The organism is Acinetobacter lactucae (assembly GCF_001605885.1).
Lineage (GTDB): Bacteria > Pseudomonadota > Gammaproteobacteria > Pseudomonadales > Moraxellaceae > Acinetobacter > Acinetobacter lactucae.
Genome location: NZ_LRPE01000021.1, coordinates 16,948 through 38,909 on the forward strand (window position 1 = coordinate 16,948; position 21,962 = coordinate 38,909).

The following is a 21,962-nucleotide window of genomic DNA, read 5'->3' on the forward strand; positions in this document are numbered from 1 at the left end:
TTTATATACTATTTGAAAATCGAATAGATAAATCGTGATGAATTTAAAAAATTTACAGATTGATTGGCTAAAGTGTTTTGTCACGGTGGTAGATACAGGATCACTGTCTAATGCAGCACCTGAGTTGTATCGATCTCAATCTGCTGTGAGTATGCAACTTAAAAAATTAGAAGAAGCTTTGCAATGCCAACTTCTAATACGAACACACCGGCAAATTGAGTTAACGTCGCAAGGACAACTACTTTTAGGTTATGCACGCCGTATTCTCGACTTACATGCTGAAGCTCAAATGGCATTTCATGGAGATGAACTGAAGGGGCGTATACGCCTTGGTGTACCCGATGATTATGCAGCAAAATATTTAACACCCGTGCTTAAGCGCTTTGCGCCACGTTACGGAGGCGTTGAAATCGAATTGATCTGTGAGCAGTCTACTTCCTTAATACCACGGGTAGAAAGCGGTGATATAGACTTAGCATTAATTTCAAGAGATAACGCTCGTCAAGGAACACTTTTATTTCATGAACCCATGGTGTGGGTAGGTTCTCCGCAGTTTGAACTCTGGCGAGAAGATCCACTCCCAATTGCAGTTTATGAAAGTACCAGCCAAGCCAAAAAGAGTGCTATTAATTCCTTAGCATTACAAGGACGCCGTTATCGTGTGGTATACAACAGTTCAAGTTTAGCAGGTCAAATTGCTGCAGTTGAAAGTGGTTTAGCAATTGCCGTGTTTACTCAATGTAGTGCACCCGAACATTTAACAATATTAGGTGCTGATCATGGTCTTGGGCCTTTAGAACCTATGGAGACTGCTGTTTATCGCAGTAGAGTATCTCTAGAATCGAAAGCTGTAGATCATTTATATGATTTACTTATCAAAACCTTGAGGCACTCGGTTAATGTTTAATTTTTACTTTAATTTAACTCAGCAATATTAGTATTAAATTGCATAGTTTTGAGTTGAAATATAACTAAAGAGCTTTACATTTTTGCGTTAAATCTACAAAAAAGCCTAAAAACCTATGCTGATCGTAAAACTAATTAAAAGTATTTATTAACTCATCAATCTGAACAATTCATGAGGTGAAACATGACAAAAATTATAGCAACTTTGGGTTTAGCCGCCTTTATTTCTTTAAGTGTGAGTGCCTGCCAAGGTGAAAATGATACAGAACAGCAAGATAAAACCACAACTCCTCATTCAATAGATAAAGATTCATAATCTAGTTAAATATCCAGAACCCATCGTAAGATGGGTTTTTTCTATCCTTTTATTTCTATCTTAAAATGTGATTTGTAACTCAGAATATTTATTTTTAATGGCTCTGTTCAAAATATGTTGACTATTATGCTAGGTTTTCAATATATTTAAATTCACAACCATTTACTTTAAATATAACTCTATATTTAAATTAATTTGGTTCAAATACCATCAGATCAGAAATTTAACCTTTAATTTTGATTATAAAAAAATACAAATTAATCAAGGAGGTGGGTATGGATGCTAAATTTCACTCTGAAAATGAATATGGATTTATCTTAAATATATTGAACACTTACGTCGTGATAAAGAAGACATTAAAAGATGATCATTATCCTTATGACTCATTTGGTTATTTGCTTGCGCTTTATCAACCTTTAAAAGTCTATATTCCCCAGCTTCCACATCCAAAAATTTATATTGAAATTGGTGGAATTTCATACGATAGATTGATTGTTATGCAAACTGAAGATGAAGTGGAAGCAGTAAAGAGTCTACAGTGCTTAGCTCATATTATTGCCTAAGAATAGTTATATTCAGTCATATTTCATTATATGTAAGCACTTTTTTCTTTGTAAGTTTCGTGTATATATACGTTTATATTCTCAATTTTATAACAATTGCTGTTTATAATAGAGTTTCAGTCAAACAATAATAATGAACAGTTGAGTCAGTTAAAATGCTGAAAATTGATAAATTTCCTAAAAAAAAGCCTACTGATTATCGAGACATACGTGGCAGTTTGCAAAATGGCGATATCTTACTTTGTTCGGGTAATGGAATATTTTCTACAATGATTCAACAGGCAACACAGAGTGTCTGGAGTCATGTGGCATTTATACTGCGGTTAGATGCTATTGATCGTATAATGTTGCTAGAAAGTGTCGAACCTATTGGCGTGCGTACTGTAAGGTTATCCAAATATTTAGAAGATTACACAAATGATGGACAACCTTATCCCGGTGGAATGATTGTAATTCGCCATAAACAGTTTGCAAAATTGGTAAACAAAGATTCATTGGTTGCTCTTACACAATATGCGATCAATTTCTTTGGCTATCCCTATGATAATGACGAAATTGCAAAAATTGCAGCAAGAATTCTTTCATCAAAAATACCTTTTACACCCAAACAGCTAAAAAGAATTGAGGCTGACCGTGAATTTATATGTTCTGAATATGTGGCTCAATGCTATGAAAAGGTGGGTCTAACTATAAAGTGGAATCAATTGGGTTTTATTGCTCCTTCTGATTTTGCTGCCGATGCTAACTTTGAGTTAGTTACAGTTCTTAAGCAAATATAAAAAAAGCCCTGTTTTATAGGGCTTTTAAATTATTAAAAATCAAATGTTAGGCCCACCTTATAGGTTCTTGCTCCTCCAATAACAGCATAGTTGTCATTGAATACACCTTCCCAATATTTTTTATTCGCGACATTATCCACATTTGCTAAAAATGTTGTACTTACTCCGCCTAATACCGTTTTATAACGGGCACCAATATCTACAACAGTATAGCTAGGGAGCTCTAATGTATTAGTACTATTTAAATATTGTTCACCTACTTATGTTGCTCTCGTCGTTAAATTCAAACCTTCAATTTGTGGAACTTGATAATCTAAACCTAATGACCCTGTTAATTTAGGCACTCCATAAATATCATTGCCAACATTTACCTGAGCTTTGGTAATTTCAGCTTTGATATAAGCCAAGTTACCTAATAAATTTAAGCCGTCCAATACTTCACCTGAGAAACCCCATTCAATGCCACGCGAACGTGTTTCCGCTCCATCAACCGTAATTTGAGTAATATTCTTATCTTGAGGATCAGAGAAAGGGAGAGCCATCGTGTTTGGTTTTTCAATTTGGTATATTGCTAAAGTATTTAACCAAGTCCCCACCTGATATTTTGCCCCAACTTCATATTGTTTGGTCTGGAATGGCGCAAAAGTTCGTCTATTATTTGCATCTTTATTATTATCAACAGTAGTACCTTCTGATAATCCTTCTACATAACTTGCATAAAAAGAAAGACTCTCACCAAACGGTTTAATCACAATACCTAAACTCGGAGATACTTTATCTTTGCTATAAGAGGTATTTTTAACTAAATTTTTAGTATCGATATTTTGATAACGTGCCCCTAAAATTAACTGTAATTTATCATCTAGCATCGATAACTGATCGGTTACGGTATAACTGATATATTCATTATCACCAAAAGGAACGATGTCTGGAAGGGTAGTAGGCATACCACCATTTGCAGAGGGCTGATAAAGATTTGTATTGAAGGCCGCGGTAGTAGCAGCTTTATGTTGAGTATATTTCCGTTTTAGATAGTCTGCTCTTAAACTGACCGTATGTTTAACCGAACCCGTATTAAACTTATTTTCAAATCCTACATTTGCTGCTGTGTTATGTTCTTTTGAACCCACTTGATAGTATTGTGAGGTTGCTGCACCATTCGTATGGGTAATAATCATTCGTGTACCGAATAAATGGCCCTGATATTCTTTTTCTATATAGCCAATTCCAGCAAAAGCTTTGAAATCTGGTGTAAATTTATATTCACTAGATAAGCCTACAAATTTACTTTCCGTGTTTCCCCTAAGATGTGGAAAGAAGTTACTATTTCCTTTAGGTGGTGCAATAACTTGATTGATTGAATTATTCCCACCCATAGCCACCATGGCTGGAGATCCTCCTTTACGATTTTCTTTAATCGCATAAGAGTTGAAATTAATTTTTAGCTTATCTGTTGTGTAGTCAGCTGCTAATGCACCTGAGATATGGCGGTCATTCATTTCTTCAATAATATGCTCGCCGTCTCCATAGACCCCATTTAATCGAATACCAAATTCTTTTTGTTGACCAAATCGGCGTGAAATATCAAAACCAGATTGATAATAATTTTGATCCTCAAATGAGCTAAAGAGTCGGGTAAGTTCCTTATCTGCACGCTTTGAATGGGCAATAATTACACCACCGACACTTCCTGTTGGTGCTACACCTGAAACTAAGGCATTTGGCCCTTTTAATAAAGTAATAGATTCTAAAAATTCAGTCGGAACCCGGCCATAAGGAGCCACACCATATAATCCGTTATAAGCCATATCCTCATGGTTTAAATCAAAGCCGCGTACTTTAAAGTTTTCATTTAAATGTCCTTGATTTGTTGTAATACGAATTGCTGGGTCGTTTTTGAGAACATCTCCTACAGTAGAGGCTTGTTGCTCTTCAATAATTCCTGAGGTGTATTCAGTAATACTAAATGGTGTATCTATAATTTTTTTATTACCTAAAACGCCTAAATTCGCTTGTGAAGCAAGATTTCCTTTAGCAAAACTTTCAGGCTGTTGTTCGGCCTGTACCTTAATAGTAGGCAACATGGATACTTCAGCAGCAAATAAACTTTGATTTGCACTTAATTCCAAAAATGCTAAAGAAATTGAATTTACTAATCTTTTTTTTGAAAAATGTTTCATTGTGTTATAAGTTTAAAGATAATGATAATCGTTATTATATGTGTTTATGAATCGTTAACAAGTGTAATTGTTAATAAATAATTAAATATCTATTTATATATCCAATAAAGATTTAAAAAATAATTTTTTTAGACAAGAGAAATCTCAAGAAGATTAAAAACGCGACCATGGGCAAAGAAAGTGTAAAGAAAAATACTCATAAGATACAAAAACTCACTAAACCTAACTCTATAACTTTAAAAGAATTTGTTTATATAACTATGAATATTAAAAACAGGTAATCGTCATGAAAAAAATACTTTTAACAGCGTTGGCTGGATTTGCCTTATTAGGTAGTAATGCTGTGATGGCTAAACCAGATGCTGCTTTATTAAAAGAAGCGACAAAAAATGTAGTCACAGTATCTAAAGTACAAACTTTGGCTGATGAAGCTGGGGTAACTCTAACCGGTACCATCGTAAAGCATATTGCTGGTGATCATTTTGAACTAAAAGATGCAACAGGTACCATAGTAATTGATATTGATGATGACTTATGGAAGCCTTTACAGTTAAAAGCAGGAGATAAAGTACGTGTTGTTGGAGAGGTAGATAAGCATAGAATTAAACCTACCGATATTGAAGTTTTTCAGATTGAGCGTGTTAAGTAAGAGCAGATGATTTAAGTAAATATTGTTCAAAACTAATGAAAAAGAAAACTCCTATTTTTAGGAGTTTTCTTTTAAAGATAATAAGTTTTTATTATTGCGTCGCATTAAATGCTTCATGGTATTTGACATTAGCTTTTGGAATATTGCCCGAGAAAGTTACAGCCTGAAAATATTCACTCGGTACATTCGGCAAAACTAGCTCAGGATAATTTTTAAAACCAAATCGGCTGTAATAGCTTGGTTCGCCCAATAAAACACATCCTTGGGCTCCGAGTTGTTTCAATTTTTGTAGTGATTTATTCATGAGGAGTGAGCCAATACCACAGCCTTGTTTATCTGGATGAACTGAAATAGGACCTAAACCATACCAACCTATTTCACCTGAGCTCATTTCAACTGGAGAAATAGCAACATGTCCAATAATAGAGCCATCTTCAATTGCCACTAGCGAAATAGTGAGTTGACCTTGAGTCCTCAAACTATTAACAATGAAATGCTCGGTATGGCTACTGTGTTCAGCATTTTGAAAAGCTGCTTTTGTTAATTTTTCAATTGCTTCAATGTCTGTGATTTCTTCATCACGAACAATAATATTCATTAAAATACTTCCAGATATATTGATTAGCTATTACGCTTTAACTTTGTAATTAAATATAAAAAAGTAAAAGTAATTTATGTTTATAATATATCTTATTTGTTACTAATTATAAAAAGCAACTAATACTCATTAAACTCGTACATAAAGTAAAATTTTATAAAATTATTTTTTAATATAATAATTTGAAATTAATTTTGAGGCTAGGAAATTGAAAAAAGTTATTAAAACTTTATTATTGTCTACATTGATTTCAACTACTTCATTCACTATCTACTCGAAAAATATTGAGCAAAAAGTTAATTTTTTACAAGGTTCACCGTATACCACTTTAACTGGAAAATTTCAGGGCTACGATGATGTGCGGTATAGAGTTTATGCAAAAAAGGGTCAAATATTAAAATTTAATATTAATAGCCTTGGTAATTTAGCATACGTTAATATTTTTGCACCTGGTACAAAGCCCGGTAAAGATAACGCATTATTGATTGGCTCAACCGTAGGTTTTAAAGGAGAGCTTATTTTACCAGCCGATGGTGATTATATTATTCAGGTTTATCAAATGCGTAATAGTGCTCGTAAAAATAAAACTGTGAAATATAATTTAGACCTAGAACTCTTAAATAACGTAAAAAAATAAAAATTGATAAAATTTACTAGCTCTCAAATGAGAACTAGTAAATTTGAAGAAATAGTCTGAATAAACCTATTCAGCTAACGAAAATGACTCATTTATACCGCAATTTTCTACAAACTGTGGGTCGTGTGAAATGAGTAATACAGCACCTTCATAACTCTGAATTGCATGAGCGAGTAGCTTTCTAGATTCAATATCTAAATGATTTTCTGGTTCATCTAATAACAGAAGTTCAGGGGAAGGGCTTATCTGGCTAAGGGTTAATAAAGCTACTTTTAGTTTTTCACCCCCACTGAGCTGAGACAGTAGTTGTGTACCTTTATCACCGCGGATTCGGAGTTGACCTAATAAATTCCGCCATTCTACTTCTGAAAGCTCATGATTCAGTTGGGTGAGATTGTCAATAACAGTCATCTCATCACATAAAAAGCTAAAGTTCTGGTCGAGATAGAAACACCCTACAGATAAGTGAATACTGTCACATAACTGCTTGTCCTGTTCATAAATTGCTTTAAGCAAAGTTGACTTTCCAATGCCATTTTGTCCAGTTATGTGAATTTTTTGTGCAGCTTGTACAGCGAGATCAATGGGTCTTTGAGTTCCATATTTCAGTTTAAGTTTTTTAATACGAAGAATTTCACCTGATTTCTTCTGAAAAGTTGGGAACACAAACTGTTGAGGTTTGACACTTTCAAGAAGCATTTTCTTGTCTTTCAAATCATTTTGACTGTTCGAAATTTGTCGTTGATGTTGAGTTTGTATAGCGGCAATACTTTGGCTTGCTTGTTCCTTTTTAAAGTCGAGCAAAATTTTGGCTTGAGAATTTGATTCTCTCAACTTATTGCCCGCACGCTCACGTTTTTGAGCTTTCATTAATACATCATGTTGCTTTTGCTTCATGTGTTTAACTTCGCGTTGCTTTTGTTGAATAGATTGCTCTAGAGCTGTGATATTGGTTTGATATTGCCCATAAAATTTTTCATAGTTTCCGGTTGTATGATGTAGGCCATGTTCATTTAAATGATAAATATGATCTACTTCATTTAATAAAGTCCGATCATGGCTAATAATAAGACTACCTGCTGGGTGCTTTTTCAAATGACTAATTAGCCATTGTCTAGATTCTTGATCTAGATGATTGCTAGGCTCATCAAGTAATAGATAGTGATCTGATTTTAGAAATAAACAGCTTAAAGCCAACTTGGTTTTTTGACCTTCGCTTAAATTTTTAACTGGAAAATCTAAATCTGTTGGTAAGCCAGCAGATTCTAAGATGTTATTCCATAAGGTGGGTAACTCCCATTTACCTTCTAATAAATCATAATCGTCAAAGCTTGCATCACCTTGTTCAACTCTTTTAAAAGCTCGATAAATATTTAAGATATCTAAAGCTTCGGCAATGGTCTGCGCCGTCAAACGATGTAATTGAGGTAAATACGCATGTTTTACATGCCAAGATATTTGCCCTGATATATAAGTTGAATCTGCTGCAAACATCTCATTTAACATTTGCATAAGCAAAGATTTGCCTTGGCCATTACGACCAATTAAGGCAGATACCTGATTCGATTCAAGACTAAAATTTAGGTGCTTAAACATTACCTTTGAAGGAAACTCTAGGGTAAGTTGCGATATTACACATGCCTGCTGAGTCATAAAAAACCTCATAAATACAGGATGTACAAAATAGGATAATGATAATTTTTAATAGAGACGGTAAATCACACAAATAGTCTATTTTGCACATCAAAAAAGAAAAAATTGATGAGAAAAAAGACTTACTTCATTGGCGTGACTCACGAAATTGATGGAAGAATGAACTATTCTATAGCGATTTTAGGTAAGTGTAAAATTTCTAGAAGCTATTCTGTTAAAAAACCCAATCATTAGATTGGGCTTTTGTCTTTGTAGAGCTTTACTCTTTTACTACTAAAACTTGAATTTTAGTGCTATTTAAAACATCTTGAGCAAAACTACCTAAAATTAGTTTTTGGAAGCCTTTACGACCATGGGAACCAATCACAATTAAATCAGAACCTAAGTCTTCTACCGCTTTCAAAATACCATCTGAAGAAATTTCACCTTGAATAATTTGAGTCTCTGCATCGATACCTTCCTCTGCGCATAAAGCTTTTACAGTTGCGAGTGTCTTTTCTGCATTGGCTCGTGCTTCAACAAAATAATCTTTTACAACAGGTGAGATGTAATAAAAATCTACGCCACTAAAAGGGTCTACCGCAACTAAACTAATGGCGGTCAATTTACTACCAAATGCTTTTGCAATGTGAGCGGCTTGTCTAGCTGCTGCTAAAGAAATTTCAGAACCATCTACAGGTACAATAATATGTTGGTAATTCATAATGTTATTCCTCTTATTTACAGTTGTTATATATATGAAGCATTTATTAATTAAAGATTAACATATTTCATTCTTTGGAGACATCCATTCAGTTAAAGTAATTGAAATTAAATAAAATAATTATAAATCAGTAACTTGATTTGTTTTTTTTGAGTTAATATGCTAGAGATGAGAGTCACTAATATTTACATAGAAATTACAAAAAATTACGGTTCATATTTCTGTCATATATAGGCCGTATAACAAAATAGTAAATTAAGGGGGAGCAGAGGAATATGGCAGATTTAACAGCAAAGAAGGTCAATAAACTCATTGAAGAGTTTAGTCAAACAGGTAAAGAACCCCAAAAGTTAATCATTGGCTATAAAACTTATGCAAGACTCATGACTGAAGATAAATTTGCAGAAAAAGTAGTTCCTTCACTTGAAGATGCAAAAGAGCGTTTATATAAAAATTTAAAAATTAAACTTGTGACTGAAAAGCATTATTTTGAAATTAAATAAAATTATGTAAAGTACATCACTATTAATTAAACTAAATTAACATTAAATAAGTTTAATAACATTATTATTGTATGATGATACAAATTAATAGTGTAGTCAACATTTGAAAACAGCAATCGTTTATAAACTCGATAGAATAAATTGCTTTTATTTTAAGTAGTGGAATAAATTGAAATGCCAACATTCAGCGTAATTATATTTTATATTTTAGCTATATTGGGAACGGTAGCTGTTATTTATGGAGTAATCAGTTTAAGTATTTTTTTAATTGTCATTGGGTTAGGTCTATTATTTGCAGCATTGCTATTAAAAAAAGAGTTTAAAATAGATATTTTATTTTGGAGATAAATATAATATTTATTTTTAATTTATTTGGGCAAGTATTTCAATATAACTGACATAAAAGTGTCAGTTTTAAAATATTTTATTTTTTAGGCAGCTAAGGATGTTTTTTGATCGAAATAATTACAATAAAATATAAAAGTAGAAAATTTAAAGTTTATTTAAGTATTTAAAACTAAAAAAGTTTCCTTTAGGATAAAAGTAAAATTGTAAGAACGTTTTAGCTATTAAACAATAACAAAGTGAGGTGAGCATGACTTATAAGTATGAGTATGCAGGATTCTGGTTAAGATTTGGCGCAATGATTATTGATAGTCTTATTCTTTTTTTAGCAATTATTCCAGCAGCATGGATTTTTTATCGGGGAGATTACGACCTAGTGTTTGCTACTGGATTAAGCAGTAAACCACAAAATTACTTGTTCGATCTCATTGTGAACTATGCATTTCCTTTCTTGTATTCAGTTTTATGTTGGTTGTATTTTGCAGGTACACCAGGCAAACGTTTGATGCGACTAAAAGTTTTAGATGAAAAAACTGGCAATAAGCTTACAGTCATGCAAAGCATTATTCGCTATATTGGTTATATTCCATCAATTCTAGTGTTTGGTATTGGTCTTTTTTGGGTGGCATTTGACGCTAAAAAACAAGGTTGGCATGACAAAATGGCAAAATCAGTTGTAGTTAGAGAGCTATAAGAATTATGGCAACAAAGCGTTCATAGCATTGAAAATAGGGGACTATGAACGCTTTTTTATTAATTTCTTTTGGTTTTAAATTTAAGTATTACAAATACAATAATACCGACAATCAAACCCCAAAATGCTGAACCAATACCGAAAAATTGAATACCCGAAGCACTACATAAAAAGGTAAATAGTGCAGCTTCACGTTCTTCAACTTGAGCAAAGGCGATCGCAATGTTGTGGCTGATTGTACCAAGTAAAGCTATGCCCGCCAAAGCTACAATAAAAATGTGAGGAAATGACATCAATAAACTTGTGAGTGTTGCAGCAAACAAGCCCATTAAGATGTAGAAAAATCCGCAGCTCATGCCCGCAATATAGCGTTTGTTAGGGTCAGGATGTACTTGGTCGTCTAAGCTTACCGCAGCACTAATCGCAGCAATATTTACTGTGTAACAACCAAAAGGGGAAAGCAAAGCTTGGGTTAAACCTGTCCAGCCAATGAGTTGGTTAACGTGTGGTTTATAGCCATAACTTTTGATCATGGCAATTCCCGGTAAATATTGCGAGGCCATATTAATCACAAACAGTGGTAAAGCTAAGCCCAACAGTGCCGACCAACTAAACTCTGGACTAATCCAAACAGGTTTTGCTAAAGACCACTGAAGTATAGGCATATGAAATTCTAAAAAAACGGGGCAGAGGGCAATCCCTGCAACTGCGGTAAATACAATGCTGTAACGCGGCCACAATCTTTTTGTAATGACATAAATGCTAAGTAAGGACAAAATAAATGCCCAATCATTTTGTAAACTTGCGAAAAGTGATATACCAAATTTGAGTAAAACGCCTGCAAGCATGGCACTGGTTAGACTTTGAGGAATATATGAAAGTGCTTTTTGAAAAATACCTGAAAATCCTAAAATAGCAGTCAGCAAACCACCAACTAAAAAAGCACCAATCGCTTCATTTAAGCTATATCCACTGCCTGTTGCCATAATTAAAGCAAGACCAGCGGTTGACCATGAAGTCGCTACGGGATATTTAAATTTCCAAGAAAGAATGAGTCCCGATAAGCCAATTCCTAGACCTAAAGCCCAAAACCAAGAGGTAATTTGTTCAGGTGAAGCACCTAAAATTTGTGCTGCCTGAATCACTAAAACGGCCGAAACACTAATACCGATTAAAAAAGTAATAAAGCCAGCAAATACTGCCGGGATTGAAAAATCTTGAAGAATCTTTTGCATAATACGTGTTCTAAATCCAAGAAAAGTTTATAGGCTTCTGCCATTGCTTCCAGTTGGGGTGAATTTAACAATTTTTTTTAAGAAGGTGCTCCCTATTTTGAACCTAAAAAGGAAATAATATTTTTAAAATATTGAATAATGCTATTATTTATTTCAGAACGAATAATTAATTTGGGATATTATTTTATGGAAGAACAAGCTGAAAATTTGACACCACTTGAACTGAAAATTATGCGTGCTTTACAAGAAAATGGACGTTTAAGTAATGCTGAGTTGGCAAAACTTGTAGGCATTAGTACATCATCTTGTTGGAATCATACTCAGCGCCTTTTTAAGATTGGGGCCATCTTGGATGTTCGTGCTCGAATTAATCCCAATGCGGTTCACCGTGGTACTGTGGTATTAGTCGGTGTAGTTTTGGATCGTTCAACTCCTGATAGCTTTCAAGCATTTGAACAAGCATCGGGTGATTTGGAAAATGTTTTAGAATGTTATCTGGTAGCAGGAGAAGTCGATTATTTTCTCAAAATCCGTGTTAAAGATTTAGCTGCGTTTAACCGATTTCATAGTGAAAAGATTATTGCTTTACCCGGAGTAAGACAAGTAAGAACATTTTTTGTGCTTAATGAAGTTAAAACAGATGGCATGCTGGACTTTTAGCAGTTCATTATGTTTTAACTTTTTAATGCAAAAACTTAATTAGATTAAAAATAATTAAATTGTTGAAGTTGCTAGTTTTAAACCAAACCCAAAAAATAGAATTCCTACTAGAAAGATTCCGCTCGCTGCAATTTTATGGTTCTCTTTAAAAAACGCTGAGAGTTTAATTCCAGAGAAGATTAATGCAGTTAAATAACTAAAACTAATGATCTGTAAAATAATCGCTAAAATTAAAAAGCTCAGAGCAGGATAAGCGTAATCTGGTTCAACAAATTGAACAAAGAAAGATAAGAAAAATAAAATCGCTTTAGGATTGAGTAAACTGATACTAAGTGCTGTTTTATAAGGATGAATTTTATCTAAAGCGGGTAAATCGGCCATTTCTGGTTGACGTTGATTACGTTGTTTCCAGCGTTGAATACTGCCTTGTAACAGTTTAAAGCCTAAGTAAGAAAGATAAAGTGCACCTGTTAATTTAAGAATAACAAATACCCATGGAAAGGCTTTAAGTAAAGAAGCAGCACCAAGCACTGTACACAGCATTAAAATAAGGTCACCGGTGAAAATACCGAATGCACCCATATATCCAGTTTTAACGCCGTAACGTGAAGCAATTGACATCACATAAAGAGAATTGGGGCCGGGCAATAACACAATTAGGAATGTACCAATAATATATGTTGTTAAATCTGTTATGCCGAACACGAGAAACCCAATAAAAAACCGATTTTTGTCATGATAACAAAAATCGGCAATTTTGTATGAAAAGTGCAGTTTTTTAAGATTTTATTTCCGCATCAATTCCAAATGACTGACGCAACAAAAGGCTTAATTGGTCACGTGCTTTAATAAAGCCATCAACACCGCCTTGTAAAAGCTGGAATGCCATTAAGTCATGATTAAGTTCATCTTTAAAACTTTGTTCATCTTGCGCTGGTCGAACAATCGCTTCTGCTTGTTTTGCTTGAGAGCCATCAAGTGCCGCATCAACTGTACGTGTATCTTGCTCAAGTTGGGTAAGTAAATTTGGTGAGATCGTAAGTAAATCGCATCCAGCAAGACCCAGTACTTGGTCGATGCTACGGAAGCTTGCACCCATCACTTGAGTTGGAATGTTTTGCTGTTTGTAATAGGTATAGATTTTCTTAACTGAAACGACACCTGGGTCTTTTTCGATTGGGTAAGCATCTACACCTTCAGCTTTTTTGTACCAGTCTAAGATACGGCCTACAAACGGCGAAATTAAAGTTACTTTCGCATCTGCGCATGCTTGAGCTTGATGTAAACCGAAAAGGAGGGTGAGGTTACAAGCAATACCTTCAGCTTCTAATACTTTAGCAGCCTGAATACCTTCCCAAGTCGAAGCAATTTTAATCAGAATGCGTGACCGTTCAATACCATAACCTTTGTAAAGTTCACATAATTCATGTGCTTTTTGAATGGTTGCTTCAGTGTCATATGAAAGTGCAGCATCCACTTCTGTTGAAACTCGGCCTTCAATCAGTTTTAAAATTTCTACACCAAATTTTACGGTTAAAATATCAATGGTTCTTTCGATTAACTCATCGTTGCTATAGCCTTCTTCTTTGGCTTGATAATAAGCATCTTCAATGAGCTCTTTACTTTCTGGTTGTTCTGCTGCTGCCGTAATCAATGAAGGATTAGTCGTTGCATCTAATGGACGGAATTTACGAATTGCATCAAGGTCACTACTGTCGGCAACAACGGTTGTTAATGTTTTTAATTGGTCAAGTGCTGTATGAGTCATTGATATTCAACATCTTCGGTAATAAATCTTATCTTTTCTTTATAGCACAAAGTCTATTCATGCTGTCGATATATCAATTGTTATATTTCAAAGAAAAACGTTTAGATTCTGCATCTAATTTGAAATATTTTTAAGGCAGTGGTTGCATTCGTTGCTTACGGATATGTTCAATCAAAAATCTAGCAGCGGCACCGAGTTCACTTTCTCGACTCCAAACTAAGTCAACGTAGTATTCAAATCGGGGAGTGAAATCTAATAAATCCAATACTTTAAGCTTATTTTTTAATTCAGGGTTTTCTTTGAACATTTCTTGAGGAAGAACTCCCCAACCTAGATTACGTAAAATCATTAAACAAGCAGAGTGGTGGTTATCTGTACGCCAGTAATGTTTCGAAAATAACAATTCAGGCTTTAAAGTCTCATCACGACTTGCAACTACAATTTGTCGTGTAGTGAGGATCTGCTCATAAGAAACCTGATTTTGGCTTGCTAGAGGATGGTTGTTTGAAATAACCGGAATTAAAGCCTCACGTTTAAGTTCTACAAATTGTTCTCTGTTATCTAGGTGCTCGCGTTCAAACATGAGGGCAAGTTGAGCAGACCCATCTAATAACATTTGGAGCGCATCTTCTTGAGGGGCAGACACAATATTAATTTGTAAGTCTGGAAAACGACTTTCTAAAAGACAAATATAGTCGGTCCAATTGGTGTGTAAAAGTTCAGAGACAATCACAAGAGTTAAATTGGCTTCTAACCCTGTACTTAACGCGTGTGCATGTTGTTTCCATTGATTCATCTCAATTAAAAGTTGAGATGTCTTTTCGTATAACACCCGTGCTTCGTCAGTAGGGATGGGTTCACGGCCTTTACGATCAAATAAAGTCAAGTTCAGATCAATTTCTAAGTTGGCAATAGACATGCTTACAGCCGAAGGAACTTTTCCAAGTTTACGTGCTGCTGCTGAAAAAGAGCCGGTTTCAATCACGGCCTGAAACATGAGTAGTTGTTCTTGATTAATATTCATCTGTCAAAAAAACTGAAAGAACCTGATTGGATTAATCAATATTATAAAAATAAAATGCACATTATCCAAGTTATTATTGAGTATTTAAAAATGTTGATTTCCAAGAGAAGGCTCATTCATGCAATCAGTTATGAAGGAATTTTATTGGTCATCATTGCGATTGCATTAAGTTTTATTTTTGATATGCCAATGGACGTAACCGGTACACTCGGTGTGTTTATGGCAGTCGTTTCGGTTTTCTGGAATATGATTTTTAACCACTATTTCGAAAAAGTAGAGCATAAATATAATTGGGAAAGAACAATCCCTGTGCGGATTTTACATGCGATTGGCTTTGAAGGTGGCTTGTTGATTGCAACAGTACCGATGATTGCATATATGCTTCAGATGAGTGTCATTGATGCACTTATTTTGGATATTGGTTTAACCTTATGTATTTTGGTTTATACCTTTATTTTTCAGTGGTGTTATGACCATATCGAAGATAAGTTTTTCCCAGATGCTAAAGCAGCATCACTTCATTAAAAATTAAGTTGTTAAACTAAAAAAGCACCCATCAGGGTGCTTTTTTTAAAGGTGAACCGTAGAATTATTTCTCTACGATTGCTACAACACCTTCACCACCTGCTGTACAGATTGAGATTAATGCACGGCCTGAACCTTTTTGATTAATCAATTTAGCAGCTGTAGCTAAGATACGACCACCAGTTGCAGCAAATGGATGGCCTGCACCTAAAGATGAACCATTTACGTTCAGTTTAGAGCGATCGATTGAACCCAAAGGTGCATCTAAACCAAGACGTTCTTTACAGAATTTTTCATCTTCCCAAGCTTTCAAAGTAGATAACACTTGAGATGCGAATGCTTCATGGATTTCGTAGAAATCAAAATCTTGAAGTTTAAGATTTGCACGTTTAAGCATACGAGGTACTGCATAAGCAGGAGCCATCAATAAGCCTTCTTTAGGACCGTTCTTGCCAATGAAGTCAACAGCTGCTGTTTCAGAGAAAGAAAGATAAGCTAAAACTTCATGACCGTTTTCTTTTGCCCATTCTTCAGAAGCAAGCAAGACAACAGAAGCACCGTCAGTTAACGGAGTTGAGTTACCTGCTGTCATTGTTGCAGTTTCGCCTTTACCGAAAACTGGTTTTAATTTAGCTAGTTTTTCAACTGTGCTGTCTGCACGTAAGTTGTTGTCACGGTTAAGACCTAAGAATGGAGTCATTAAGTCATCAAAGAAACCACGCTCATACGCAGCAGCAAGTTTTTGATGGCTGCTAGCAGCTAACTCATCTTGTGCTTCGCGAGTAATACCCCATTCTAAAGCAGTGATCGCTTGGTGCTCACCCATTGAAAGGCCAGTACGTGGTTCACCGTTACTTGGTGCATCAAGAAGCTTTTTAAAATCAATTTTTGTTAAAGCTTTAAGGCGGTCTTTACCAGTTTTAGCTACATTGAGTTCAAGTAAAACTTTACGTAAACCATCACCTACAGCAATTGGTGCATCAGAAGTAGTATCAACGCCACCTGCAATACCTACGTCAATTTGACCAAGTGCAATTTTGTTTGCAACAACAAAAGCAGCTTGTAAACCTGTACCACAAGCAATTTGAATGTCATAAGCAGGAGTTTCAGGAGCAAGATCTGTACTTAATACAACTTCACGAGTCATATTAAAGTCACGGCTGTGTTTTAAAACAGCACCAGCAACGACTTCACCAATACGCTTACCTTGTAAGTTAAAGCGTTCAACCAAACCGTTTAATGCTGCTGTCAGCATGTCAGAATTTGACGCTTTGAAATAAGCAGTATTTGAACGTGCAAATGGAATACGGTTGCCACCAATAATTGCAACGCGGCGAACAGTGTTTTGGCTCATGGTTTTATCCTGTTGAACAGAAGTTTTGGTTTTTGTTGCTTTTGGTTCGGCAGCTACATTTGAAGATGTAGAAGTAGTTGCTGTAGTGGCGCTCTTAGTACGAGGGCTACGTGCAGGTGCAGTCGTTGAACGAGTACGTGTCGTTTTTGGAGTATTAGTTGCTGCTTTAGGAGTGGTGCTGTTACGCTTAGCCGTGTTAGAAGCCGACTTTGATGTATTTGACACTTTTTCCTGAGCAGAATTTTCGACTGCTGGATTTTCTTGAGTTGGTTTGCTCATAAGGCTTTTCCAAGCATATTAACGATATTCTTATAAGCTACCTTAACACAATTCAAATAGACCTGTATTGACTAGAATGACATTGTAGATAGCATTCAGGTCAAGACATCCAAAGATGAAGTCAAGTATGATTTGGAGTAACTCTAATGAACGACTGCTTTCATATTGTTTCTATCCATCTCATAACATAATGAAGCCTGTCGTAGAAAATTCATTTCTTTGAGAGATAATAATCATGACTGATCAATACCAAGCATTTACACAATCTCCTATTGGTAAATTCGTTGTTAAAAATCTGGGTTTACCATCACCAGTTGCATTAGAGCGTTTTGAAAGTGCTCAGCCAGTAGTGAATGGTGCAGTATTGGTTGGCGCGGCGCCGTCAAGTGTATTGTCTGGTGCGATTGCACAAGTACTTAGCAATATTCATGCTGATAGTTATGTAGGCAATAACGTTGCTTTACAACAAGAAGCTGCAAAAGTTGGCTTAAATTTACGTCCATTCAATGCAGGCGATAAAGAATCAAAATTCAAAGCAGTGGTATTTGATGCGTCTGGTATCCAAAACTCAGAACAGTTAAACGAACTTTATAAATTCTTTAACCCGATTGCACGTCAAGTTGCGACTTCTGGTCGTGTGATTGTGATTGCTACAACACCTGAAACGGCAAGAACTGTAAAACAAGCGATTGCTCAGCGTGCACTTGAAGGCTTTATTAAATCTGTAGGTAAAGAATTTAAAAAGGGTATTACTGCTCAAGTTGTTTATGTAGATGAAGGTGCTGCTGCAAACCTTGAATCAACTTTACGTTTCTTACTTTCTCCACGTTCAGCGTATGTATCTGGTCAAGTAATCCGTGTTTCTAAAGCAGGTGTAGTTGATGTTGATTGGGCAAAACCGCTTGCTGGAAAAACTGCATTGGTAACTGGTGCAAGCCGTGGTATTGGTGAGGCAATTGCACATGTGTTGGCGCGTGACGGTGCCCATGTTATTTGTTTAGATGTACCTCAACAACAAGCTGATCTTGATCGTGTAGCTGCTGATATTGGTGGCTCTACATTGGCGATTGATATTACAGCTGCTGATGCAGGTGAAAAAATTAAAGCTGCTGCGGCAAAACAAGGCGGTTTAGATATTATTGTTCATAACGCAGGTATTACGCGTGACAAAACTTTGGCAAACATGAAGCCAGAGCTTTGGGACTTGGTCATTAACATTAACTTGTCTGCTGCTGAACGCGTAAATGACTACTTGTTAGAAAACGATGGTCTAAATGCAAATGGCCGTATTGTTTGTGTATCATCAATTAGTGGTATTGCTGGTAACCTTGGTCAAACAAACTATGCTGCATCAAAAGCTGGTGTGATTGGTCTAGTTAAATTTACTGCACCTATCTTAAAAGATGGTATTACCATTAACGCAGTAGCACCTGGCTTTATCGAAACTCAAATGACTGCTGCTATTCCATTTGCAATTCGTGAAGCTGGTCGCCGTATGAACTCAATGCAACAAGGTGGTTTACCTGTTGATGTAGCAGAAACAATTGCATGGTTTGCATCAACTGCTTCTACAGGCGTAAATGGCAACGTTGTGCGTGTATGTGGTCAAAGTTTGTTGGGCGCTTAAGCACTTTTAGCTAAATAGGGGTGCTTGTGCATCCCTTTTTTATTAAAGAATCAATAAATTATAAAAGGTTAGGTATGAATACTCGTCATTTTAGCCAGCTACCAAAAGCGGCATTGGCTTACCCAAAAGTAGTACAAGGTTTAATTTTTAAAAAGCCTAAAGGTCCAAAAATATTACCGCACGTTGAATATGTGGTAGATACTTTAGAAATTGACCAGAACCACCTCAAAGCTTATAACGAAGTATGTGGCTTTCAAAATAATGGCTTCGTACCAGCAATTTATTTGGCGGTGCTTTCTCAAAGTTTGCAAATGCACATGATGACGGCAGAAGCATTCCCATTTCCAATTTTAGGTTTAGTTCATATCCGTAACCAGATTAAACAAACTAGACCAATTGGTGTAACTGAAAAACTAACGTTGTCATGCAAATTTGGGGAACTAAAACCGCATGATAAAGGTGTTCAGTTTGACTTTATTACCACGGCAAAAGTTGGCAATGAAGTGGTTATGGAAGGCTTAACGACTTATCTATCTCGCCAAAAAGTTGAAAAAAGATTGGGTGAGAAAGCCAAAGAAGAACAAGCGCCAGCTTATATTCCAAAGGCAGAGTGGAATATTTTAGAGAATACAGGCCGCCGTTATGCGAAAGTGTCGGGTGATTTTAACTTAATTCATATCCATGCTATTACAGCAAAAGCATTTGGCTTTAAGCAAGCAATTGCGCATGGTATGTGGAGCAAAGCGAAAGCATTAGCGAATCTTGAATTACCAAATGCTTATGAAGCAGATGTGTGGTTTAAGCTACCAATGTTCTTACCATCAAAAGTTGAGTTTTTAACTGCCAATGCAGATAAAAAAACTGATTTCTTGATTCGTAATGCTAAATCCCAAAAACCGCATGTTGCAGGAACAGTAAAAGCATTATAAAAATATCAGCAGCCTGAACAGAGGTTTGGGCTGTTTTTGAGCAAAATAACAAAAAATGCAAGGAACTTCATGTGATTAAAGAGATTTTACTGGCCGATACCCATAACTATCACGGTATTTTGGATGAACGTTTTATTGATTTAGCTCACCAGTTTAGCCGTCTTCAAGATGCTAGAACCGGACAAGGTGGAGCTGCATTAGCGGTTTATTTTAGAGGCCAGAAAGTTGTAGATATCTACACGGGTCTAAAATCACAAACTGAAACTTGGCAACCTGACACATTGGCAGTTTGCTACTCTACAGGTAAAGGTGTACTTGCAACCTTAGCGCATATTTTAGTAAGTGAAGGTTTTCTAGAATACGACAAACCGATTGCGACCTATTGGCCTGAGTTTGCTCAAAATGGAAAAGAGCAAATGACATTGCGTCATATGCTAAGCCATCAAAGCGGCATGTTTGATGTTCGAAATATTATTGAAAGTGCGAGAGAAATGCTCGACTGGTCACATATGTTAGATGTGGTTGCGGCGACTAAGCCTAGATTCCTTGCAGGAGAGGGCAATGCTTATCAAGCTTTAACATTTGGTTGGCTGGTGGGTGGTGTACTTGAAAAAGCAACGGGTCAATCTTTAGATCAGCTCATGCAAAAATATCTAGTTGAACCGTTGCAGTTAGACGGCGCTTATTTTGGAACGCCTGCAAGTGAGTTAGATCGTGTAGCACGTTTAATTATTCACCCGAAACCAGAAAAGTCAGCGTCCACTCGAGCTGAAAAACCCAAAAAGCCTCAGCCGCGTAAAAGTTCACTTTCTGAAAAAATGATTACGTGGACTGGACAAGACCCGCAAGATTTTCAGGATGCCATGATTCCAAAAGGGATGAAGCACTTTAGTTTCTTTAGTGATGAAGGATTGCAAGCCATTGTTCCAGCAGCGAATGGCACATTTACAGCAAATAGTCTTGCCAAAATTTATGCGATGCTGGCGAATCATGGTGAATGGGATGGGCGGCAACTCATTCGTCCGGAAATATTTGAAGAACTTATTACCATTCAAAGTTATGCACGTGATCGTGTCATGCCTATACCTATGAATTGGCGCCTAGGATATCACCGTATTATTACCATGGGTAAACGCGCTAAAAATGGCTTCGGACATATTGGTTACAATGGTTCAGGGGCGTGGTGCGATCCTGAGCGTGATCTTAGTTTTGCCTATACTCACAACTTCCAGATTGGTTCAATAACGGGTGATTACCGTTTATGGGGACTGACTCAAGAAGCCTTACGGTGTACCGACCAAATTTTAAAAGGCCGTAAAGGCTGGTTCTAATTTTAATATTTTAAAGCTGGTATTTTTAAGCAATGCCAGCTCAACACTTATAATAATTCTAGGCGAATAATCGCTTCGGTATGGCGCTTGAAGTCTTCTTCAGCTAAACCTTGTAATCCAAGTTGATAAATACCTTCTAATCCGCAGACAAAGGCAATGAGTCGCCACGCAATGTCTGTTGAGTTGGATATGTTTTTAAATTCACCTTCTTGCTTGCCATATTCAATGGCCTGCAAAATCGTTTCATGCCAACTCTGCATAGCAAGGTTATAAGCTTTTCGTATTTCAATATCTTGTTCAATTAAGAGTTCAGCTTCATTCCATAATCGTAAATAAGGCTGAAGTCTATCGATGTTTTCTGCACCCAATAAAATGAAGATTCTTTGAAATTGGCTGGTTGTTTGGAGAGTTTGTTCAATTTCATCAAGCTGTTCCATTAGCTTTAAAAAGGCTTCAGCTTTTAAATGAGATGCTGAAGAAAAGTGGTGGTGAACTTGTCCGGTAGAGGTTTGTGCTTCTGTTGCGATTCGACGTACTGTCATGGCTGCAAAACCTTCAGCCAAAGCAACTTGCATGGCGGCTTGCAGAATCATTTCTCTGCGTTGATCGCGATTAAGATAGGCCATGTTTGTTTCACCTGACTGAATTCGACACAAATTACATTAAATTTAAAAGTTGGACAAGTGTCCAATTGTGTATATAAT

General features: G+C 35.9%; 23 protein-coding genes and 2 pseudogenes. 15 read left to right on the forward strand and 10 right to left on the reverse strand.

From position 1 onward, the window contains the following. The first annotated feature begins 37 nt into the window (after window positions 1–37). From AWW73_RS09315 to AWW73_RS09325, 4 genes are all read left to right on the forward strand, one after another. On the forward strand, window positions 38–907 hold the full coding sequence (locus tag AWW73_RS09315; RefSeq protein ID WP_031948725.1) for a LysR family transcriptional regulator: 870 nt from the start codon (window positions 38–40) through the stop codon (window positions 905–907). 183 nt (window positions 908–1,090) lie between these two features. Then, entirely contained in the window at window positions 1,091–1,222 is a 132-nt protein-coding gene (locus AWW73_RS18580) for a hypothetical protein (protein ID WP_016145733.1), read from the forward strand. Window positions 1,223–1,497: 275 nt separating this feature from the next. Beyond that, on the forward strand, window positions 1,498–1,785 hold the full coding sequence (locus AWW73_RS09320; protein WP_016145732.1) for a hypothetical protein: 288 nt from the start codon (window positions 1,498–1,500) through the stop codon (window positions 1,783–1,785). A 155-nt stretch (window positions 1,786–1,940) separates the two neighbouring features. After that, window positions 1,941–2,564, forward strand: a complete 624-nt coding sequence (locus tag AWW73_RS09325) for a C40 family peptidase (protein ID WP_062849488.1) — start codon at window positions 1,941–1,943, stop codon at window positions 2,562–2,564. Between the two features lie 32 nt (window positions 2,565–2,596). Here AWW73_RS09325 and AWW73_RS09330 read toward each other — a convergent pair. Further along, window positions 2,597–4,744, reverse strand: a pseudogene (locus AWW73_RS09330) (TonB-dependent receptor). Between the two features lie 286 nt (window positions 4,745–5,030). Between AWW73_RS09330 and AWW73_RS09335 the strand changes: the two are divergent. Beyond that, window positions 5,031–5,393 (forward strand): NirD/YgiW/YdeI family stress tolerance protein, encoded by a 363-nt coding sequence (locus tag AWW73_RS09335; RefSeq protein WP_016145729.1) that lies wholly within the window; start codon window positions 5,031–5,033, stop codon window positions 5,391–5,393. 91 nt (window positions 5,394–5,484) lie between these two features. Here the strand turns inward: AWW73_RS09335 and AWW73_RS09340 are convergent, their stop codons facing one another. Next, window positions 5,485–5,991, reverse strand: coding sequence for a GNAT family N-acetyltransferase (locus tag AWW73_RS09340; RefSeq protein WP_062849489.1), 507 nt, complete (start codon window positions 5,989–5,991; stop codon window positions 5,485–5,487). A gap of 92 nt (window positions 5,992–6,083) precedes the next feature. Between AWW73_RS09340 and AWW73_RS18940 the strand changes: the two are divergent. After that, window positions 6,084–6,164, forward strand: a pseudogene (locus tag AWW73_RS18940) (hypothetical protein); the annotation flags it as partial. Window positions 6,165–6,199: 35 nt separating this feature from the next. Beyond that, entirely contained in the window at window positions 6,200–6,628 is a 429-nt protein-coding gene (locus tag AWW73_RS09345) for a hypothetical protein (RefSeq protein WP_062849490.1), read from the forward strand. Window positions 6,629–6,694: 66 nt separating this feature from the next. On the opposite strand, the gene AWW73_RS09350 is transcribed toward AWW73_RS09345, so the two are convergent. Beyond that, window positions 6,695–8,281, reverse strand: a complete 1,587-nt coding sequence (locus AWW73_RS09350) for an ATP-binding cassette domain-containing protein (protein WP_062849491.1) — start codon at window positions 8,279–8,281, stop codon at window positions 6,695–6,697. Window positions 8,282–8,540: 259 nt separating this feature from the next. Continuing rightward, the gene (locus tag AWW73_RS09355; protein ID WP_005306472.1) at window positions 8,541–8,984 is read right to left on the reverse strand and encodes a universal stress protein; all 444 of its coding nucleotides are present in this window, start codon (window positions 8,982–8,984) and stop codon (window positions 8,541–8,543) included. A gap of 275 nt (window positions 8,985–9,259) precedes the next feature. Here AWW73_RS09355 and AWW73_RS09360 point away from each other — a divergent pair, with 275 nt between their 5' ends. From AWW73_RS09360 to AWW73_RS09365, 3 genes are all read left to right on the forward strand, one after another. After that, window positions 9,260–9,487, forward strand: coding sequence for a hypothetical protein (locus AWW73_RS09360; RefSeq protein WP_016145725.1), 228 nt, complete (start codon window positions 9,260–9,262; stop codon window positions 9,485–9,487). Between the two features lie 174 nt (window positions 9,488–9,661). Further along, on the forward strand, window positions 9,662–9,835 hold the full coding sequence (locus AWW73_RS18585) for a hypothetical protein (RefSeq protein ID WP_031948716.1): 174 nt from the start codon (window positions 9,662–9,664) through the stop codon (window positions 9,833–9,835). A 247-nt stretch (window positions 9,836–10,082) separates the two neighbouring features. Continuing rightward, window positions 10,083–10,526 carry an RDD family protein gene (locus AWW73_RS09365; RefSeq protein WP_016145723.1) on the forward strand — a complete coding sequence of 148 codons (444 nt, stop codon included), beginning with the start codon at window positions 10,083–10,085 and terminating at the stop codon, window positions 10,524–10,526. A 59-nt stretch (window positions 10,527–10,585) separates the two neighbouring features. On the opposite strand, the gene AWW73_RS09370 is transcribed toward AWW73_RS09365, so the two are convergent. Beyond that, window positions 10,586–11,761, reverse strand: a complete 1,176-nt coding sequence (locus AWW73_RS09370) for a benzoate/H(+) symporter BenE family transporter (RefSeq protein ID WP_062849492.1) — start codon at window positions 11,759–11,761, stop codon at window positions 10,586–10,588. 186 nt (window positions 11,762–11,947) lie between these two features. Between AWW73_RS09370 and AWW73_RS09375 the strand changes: the two genes are divergently transcribed. Further along, window positions 11,948–12,421 (forward strand): Lrp/AsnC family transcriptional regulator, encoded by a 474-nt coding sequence (locus tag AWW73_RS09375; RefSeq protein WP_062849493.1) that lies wholly within the window; start codon window positions 11,948–11,950, stop codon window positions 12,419–12,421. Window positions 12,422–12,475: 54 nt separating this feature from the next. Here the strand turns inward: AWW73_RS09375 and leuE are convergent, their stop codons facing one another. The 3 genes from leuE to aceR form a co-directional block, all read right to left on the reverse strand. Next, on the reverse strand, window positions 12,476–13,126 hold the full coding sequence (leuE, locus tag AWW73_RS09380; RefSeq protein ID WP_016145720.1) for a leucine efflux protein LeuE: 651 nt from the start codon (window positions 13,124–13,126) through the stop codon (window positions 12,476–12,478). A gap of 73 nt (window positions 13,127–13,199) precedes the next feature. Next, window positions 13,200–14,189: a transaldolase gene (gene tal, locus AWW73_RS09385; protein WP_062849494.1), complete on the reverse strand. Its 990-nt coding sequence runs from the start codon at window positions 14,187–14,189 to the stop codon at window positions 13,200–13,202. Between the two features lie 130 nt (window positions 14,190–14,319). After that, window positions 14,320–15,213 carry an HTH-type transcriptional regulator AceR gene (gene aceR / locus AWW73_RS09390; protein ID WP_061874821.1) on the reverse strand — a complete coding sequence of 298 codons (894 nt, stop codon included), beginning with the start codon at window positions 15,211–15,213 and terminating at the stop codon, window positions 14,320–14,322. Between the two features lie 90 nt (window positions 15,214–15,303). Here aceR and aceI point away from each other — a divergent pair, with 90 nt between their 5' ends. After that, complete coding sequence (aceI, locus tag AWW73_RS09395) at window positions 15,304–15,738, forward strand: chlorhexidine efflux PACE transporter AceI (protein ID WP_005073799.1); 435 nt, start codon at window positions 15,304–15,306, stop codon at window positions 15,736–15,738. 64 nt (window positions 15,739–15,802) lie between these two features. Here the strand turns inward: aceI and AWW73_RS09400 are convergent, their stop codons facing one another. After that, window positions 15,803–17,371, reverse strand: a complete 1,569-nt coding sequence (locus AWW73_RS09400) for an acetyl-CoA C-acetyltransferase (protein WP_062849495.1) — start codon at window positions 17,369–17,371, stop codon at window positions 15,803–15,805. Between the two features lie 235 nt (window positions 17,372–17,606). Between AWW73_RS09400 and AWW73_RS09405 the strand changes: the two genes are divergently transcribed. The 3 genes from AWW73_RS09405 to AWW73_RS09415 all read left to right on the forward strand — a co-directional run bounded on the left by AWW73_RS09405 (window position 17,607) and on the right by AWW73_RS09415 (window position 21,258). Further along, window positions 17,607–18,998 carry a 3-oxoacyl-ACP reductase gene (locus AWW73_RS09405; protein WP_062849496.1) on the forward strand — a complete coding sequence of 464 codons (1,392 nt, stop codon included), beginning with the start codon at window positions 17,607–17,609 and terminating at the stop codon, window positions 18,996–18,998. 74 nt (window positions 18,999–19,072) lie between these two features. After that, the gene (locus AWW73_RS09410) at window positions 19,073–19,927 is read left to right on the forward strand and encodes a MaoC family dehydratase (RefSeq protein ID WP_062849497.1); all 855 of its coding nucleotides are present in this window, start codon (window positions 19,073–19,075) and stop codon (window positions 19,925–19,927) included. Between the two features lie 71 nt (window positions 19,928–19,998). Further along, entirely contained in the window at window positions 19,999–21,258 is a 1,260-nt protein-coding gene (locus AWW73_RS09415) for a serine hydrolase domain-containing protein (protein ID WP_062849498.1), read from the forward strand. A 47-nt stretch (window positions 21,259–21,305) separates the two neighbouring features. Here the strand turns inward: AWW73_RS09415 and AWW73_RS09420 are convergent, their stop codons facing one another. Next, on the reverse strand, window positions 21,306–21,884 hold the full coding sequence (locus tag AWW73_RS09420; protein ID WP_062849499.1) for a TetR family transcriptional regulator: 579 nt from the start codon (window positions 21,882–21,884) through the stop codon (window positions 21,306–21,308). Window positions 21,885–21,962 lie beyond the last annotated feature (78 nt).

Excerpts from the sequence above, each read along its gene's own strand:
- AWW73_RS09315 (WP_031948725.1), top strand. The coding sequence starts at position 38 with ATGAATTTAAAAAATTTACAGATTGATTGGCTAAAGTGTTTTGTCACG.
- AWW73_RS18580 (WP_016145733.1), top strand. The coding sequence starts at position 1,091 with ATGACAAAAATTATAGCAACTTTGGGTTTAGCCGCCTTTATTTCTTTA.
- AWW73_RS09320 (WP_016145732.1), top strand. The coding sequence starts at position 1,498 with ATGGATGCTAAATTTCACTCTGAAAATGAATATGGATTTATCTTAAAT.
- AWW73_RS09325 (WP_062849488.1), top strand. The coding sequence starts at position 1,941 with ATGCTGAAAATTGATAAATTTCCTAAAAAAAAGCCTACTGATTATCGA.
- AWW73_RS09335 (WP_016145729.1), top strand. The coding sequence starts at position 5,031 with ATGAAAAAAATACTTTTAACAGCGTTGGCTGGATTTGCCTTATTAGGT.
- AWW73_RS09340 (WP_062849489.1), bottom strand. The coding sequence starts at position 5,991 with ATGAATATTATTGTTCGTGATGAAGAAATCACAGACATTGAAGCAATT.
- AWW73_RS09350 (WP_062849491.1), bottom strand. The coding sequence starts at position 8,281 with ATGACTCAGCAGGCATGTGTAATATCGCAACTTACCCTAGAGTTTCCT.
- AWW73_RS09355 (WP_005306472.1), bottom strand. The coding sequence starts at position 8,984 with ATGAATTACCAACATATTATTGTACCTGTAGATGGTTCTGAAATTTCT.
- AWW73_RS09360 (WP_016145725.1), top strand. The coding sequence starts at position 9,260 with ATGGCAGATTTAACAGCAAAGAAGGTCAATAAACTCATTGAAGAGTTT.
- AWW73_RS18585 (WP_031948716.1), top strand. The coding sequence starts at position 9,662 with ATGCCAACATTCAGCGTAATTATATTTTATATTTTAGCTATATTGGGA.
- AWW73_RS09365 (WP_016145723.1), top strand. The coding sequence starts at position 10,083 with ATGACTTATAAGTATGAGTATGCAGGATTCTGGTTAAGATTTGGCGCA.
- AWW73_RS09370 (WP_062849492.1), bottom strand. The coding sequence starts at position 11,761 with ATGCAAAAGATTCTTCAAGATTTTTCAATCCCGGCAGTATTTGCTGGC.
- AWW73_RS09375 (WP_062849493.1), top strand. The coding sequence starts at position 11,948 with ATGGAAGAACAAGCTGAAAATTTGACACCACTTGAACTGAAAATTATG.
- tal (WP_062849494.1), bottom strand. The coding sequence starts at position 14,189 with ATGACTCATACAGCACTTGACCAATTAAAAACATTAACAACCGTTGTT.
- aceR (WP_061874821.1), bottom strand. The coding sequence starts at position 15,213 with ATGAATATTAATCAAGAACAACTACTCATGTTTCAGGCCGTGATTGAA.
- aceI (WP_005073799.1), top strand. The coding sequence starts at position 15,304 with ATGTTGATTTCCAAGAGAAGGCTCATTCATGCAATCAGTTATGAAGGA.
- AWW73_RS09400 (WP_062849495.1), bottom strand. The coding sequence starts at position 17,371 with ATGAGCAAACCAACTCAAGAAAATCCAGCAGTCGAAAATTCTGCTCAG.
- AWW73_RS09405 (WP_062849496.1), top strand. The coding sequence starts at position 17,607 with ATGACTGATCAATACCAAGCATTTACACAATCTCCTATTGGTAAATTC.
- AWW73_RS09410 (WP_062849497.1), top strand. The coding sequence starts at position 19,073 with ATGAATACTCGTCATTTTAGCCAGCTACCAAAAGCGGCATTGGCTTAC.
- AWW73_RS09420 (WP_062849499.1), bottom strand. The coding sequence starts at position 21,884 with ATGGCCTATCTTAATCGCGATCAACGCAGAGAAATGATTCTGCAAGCC.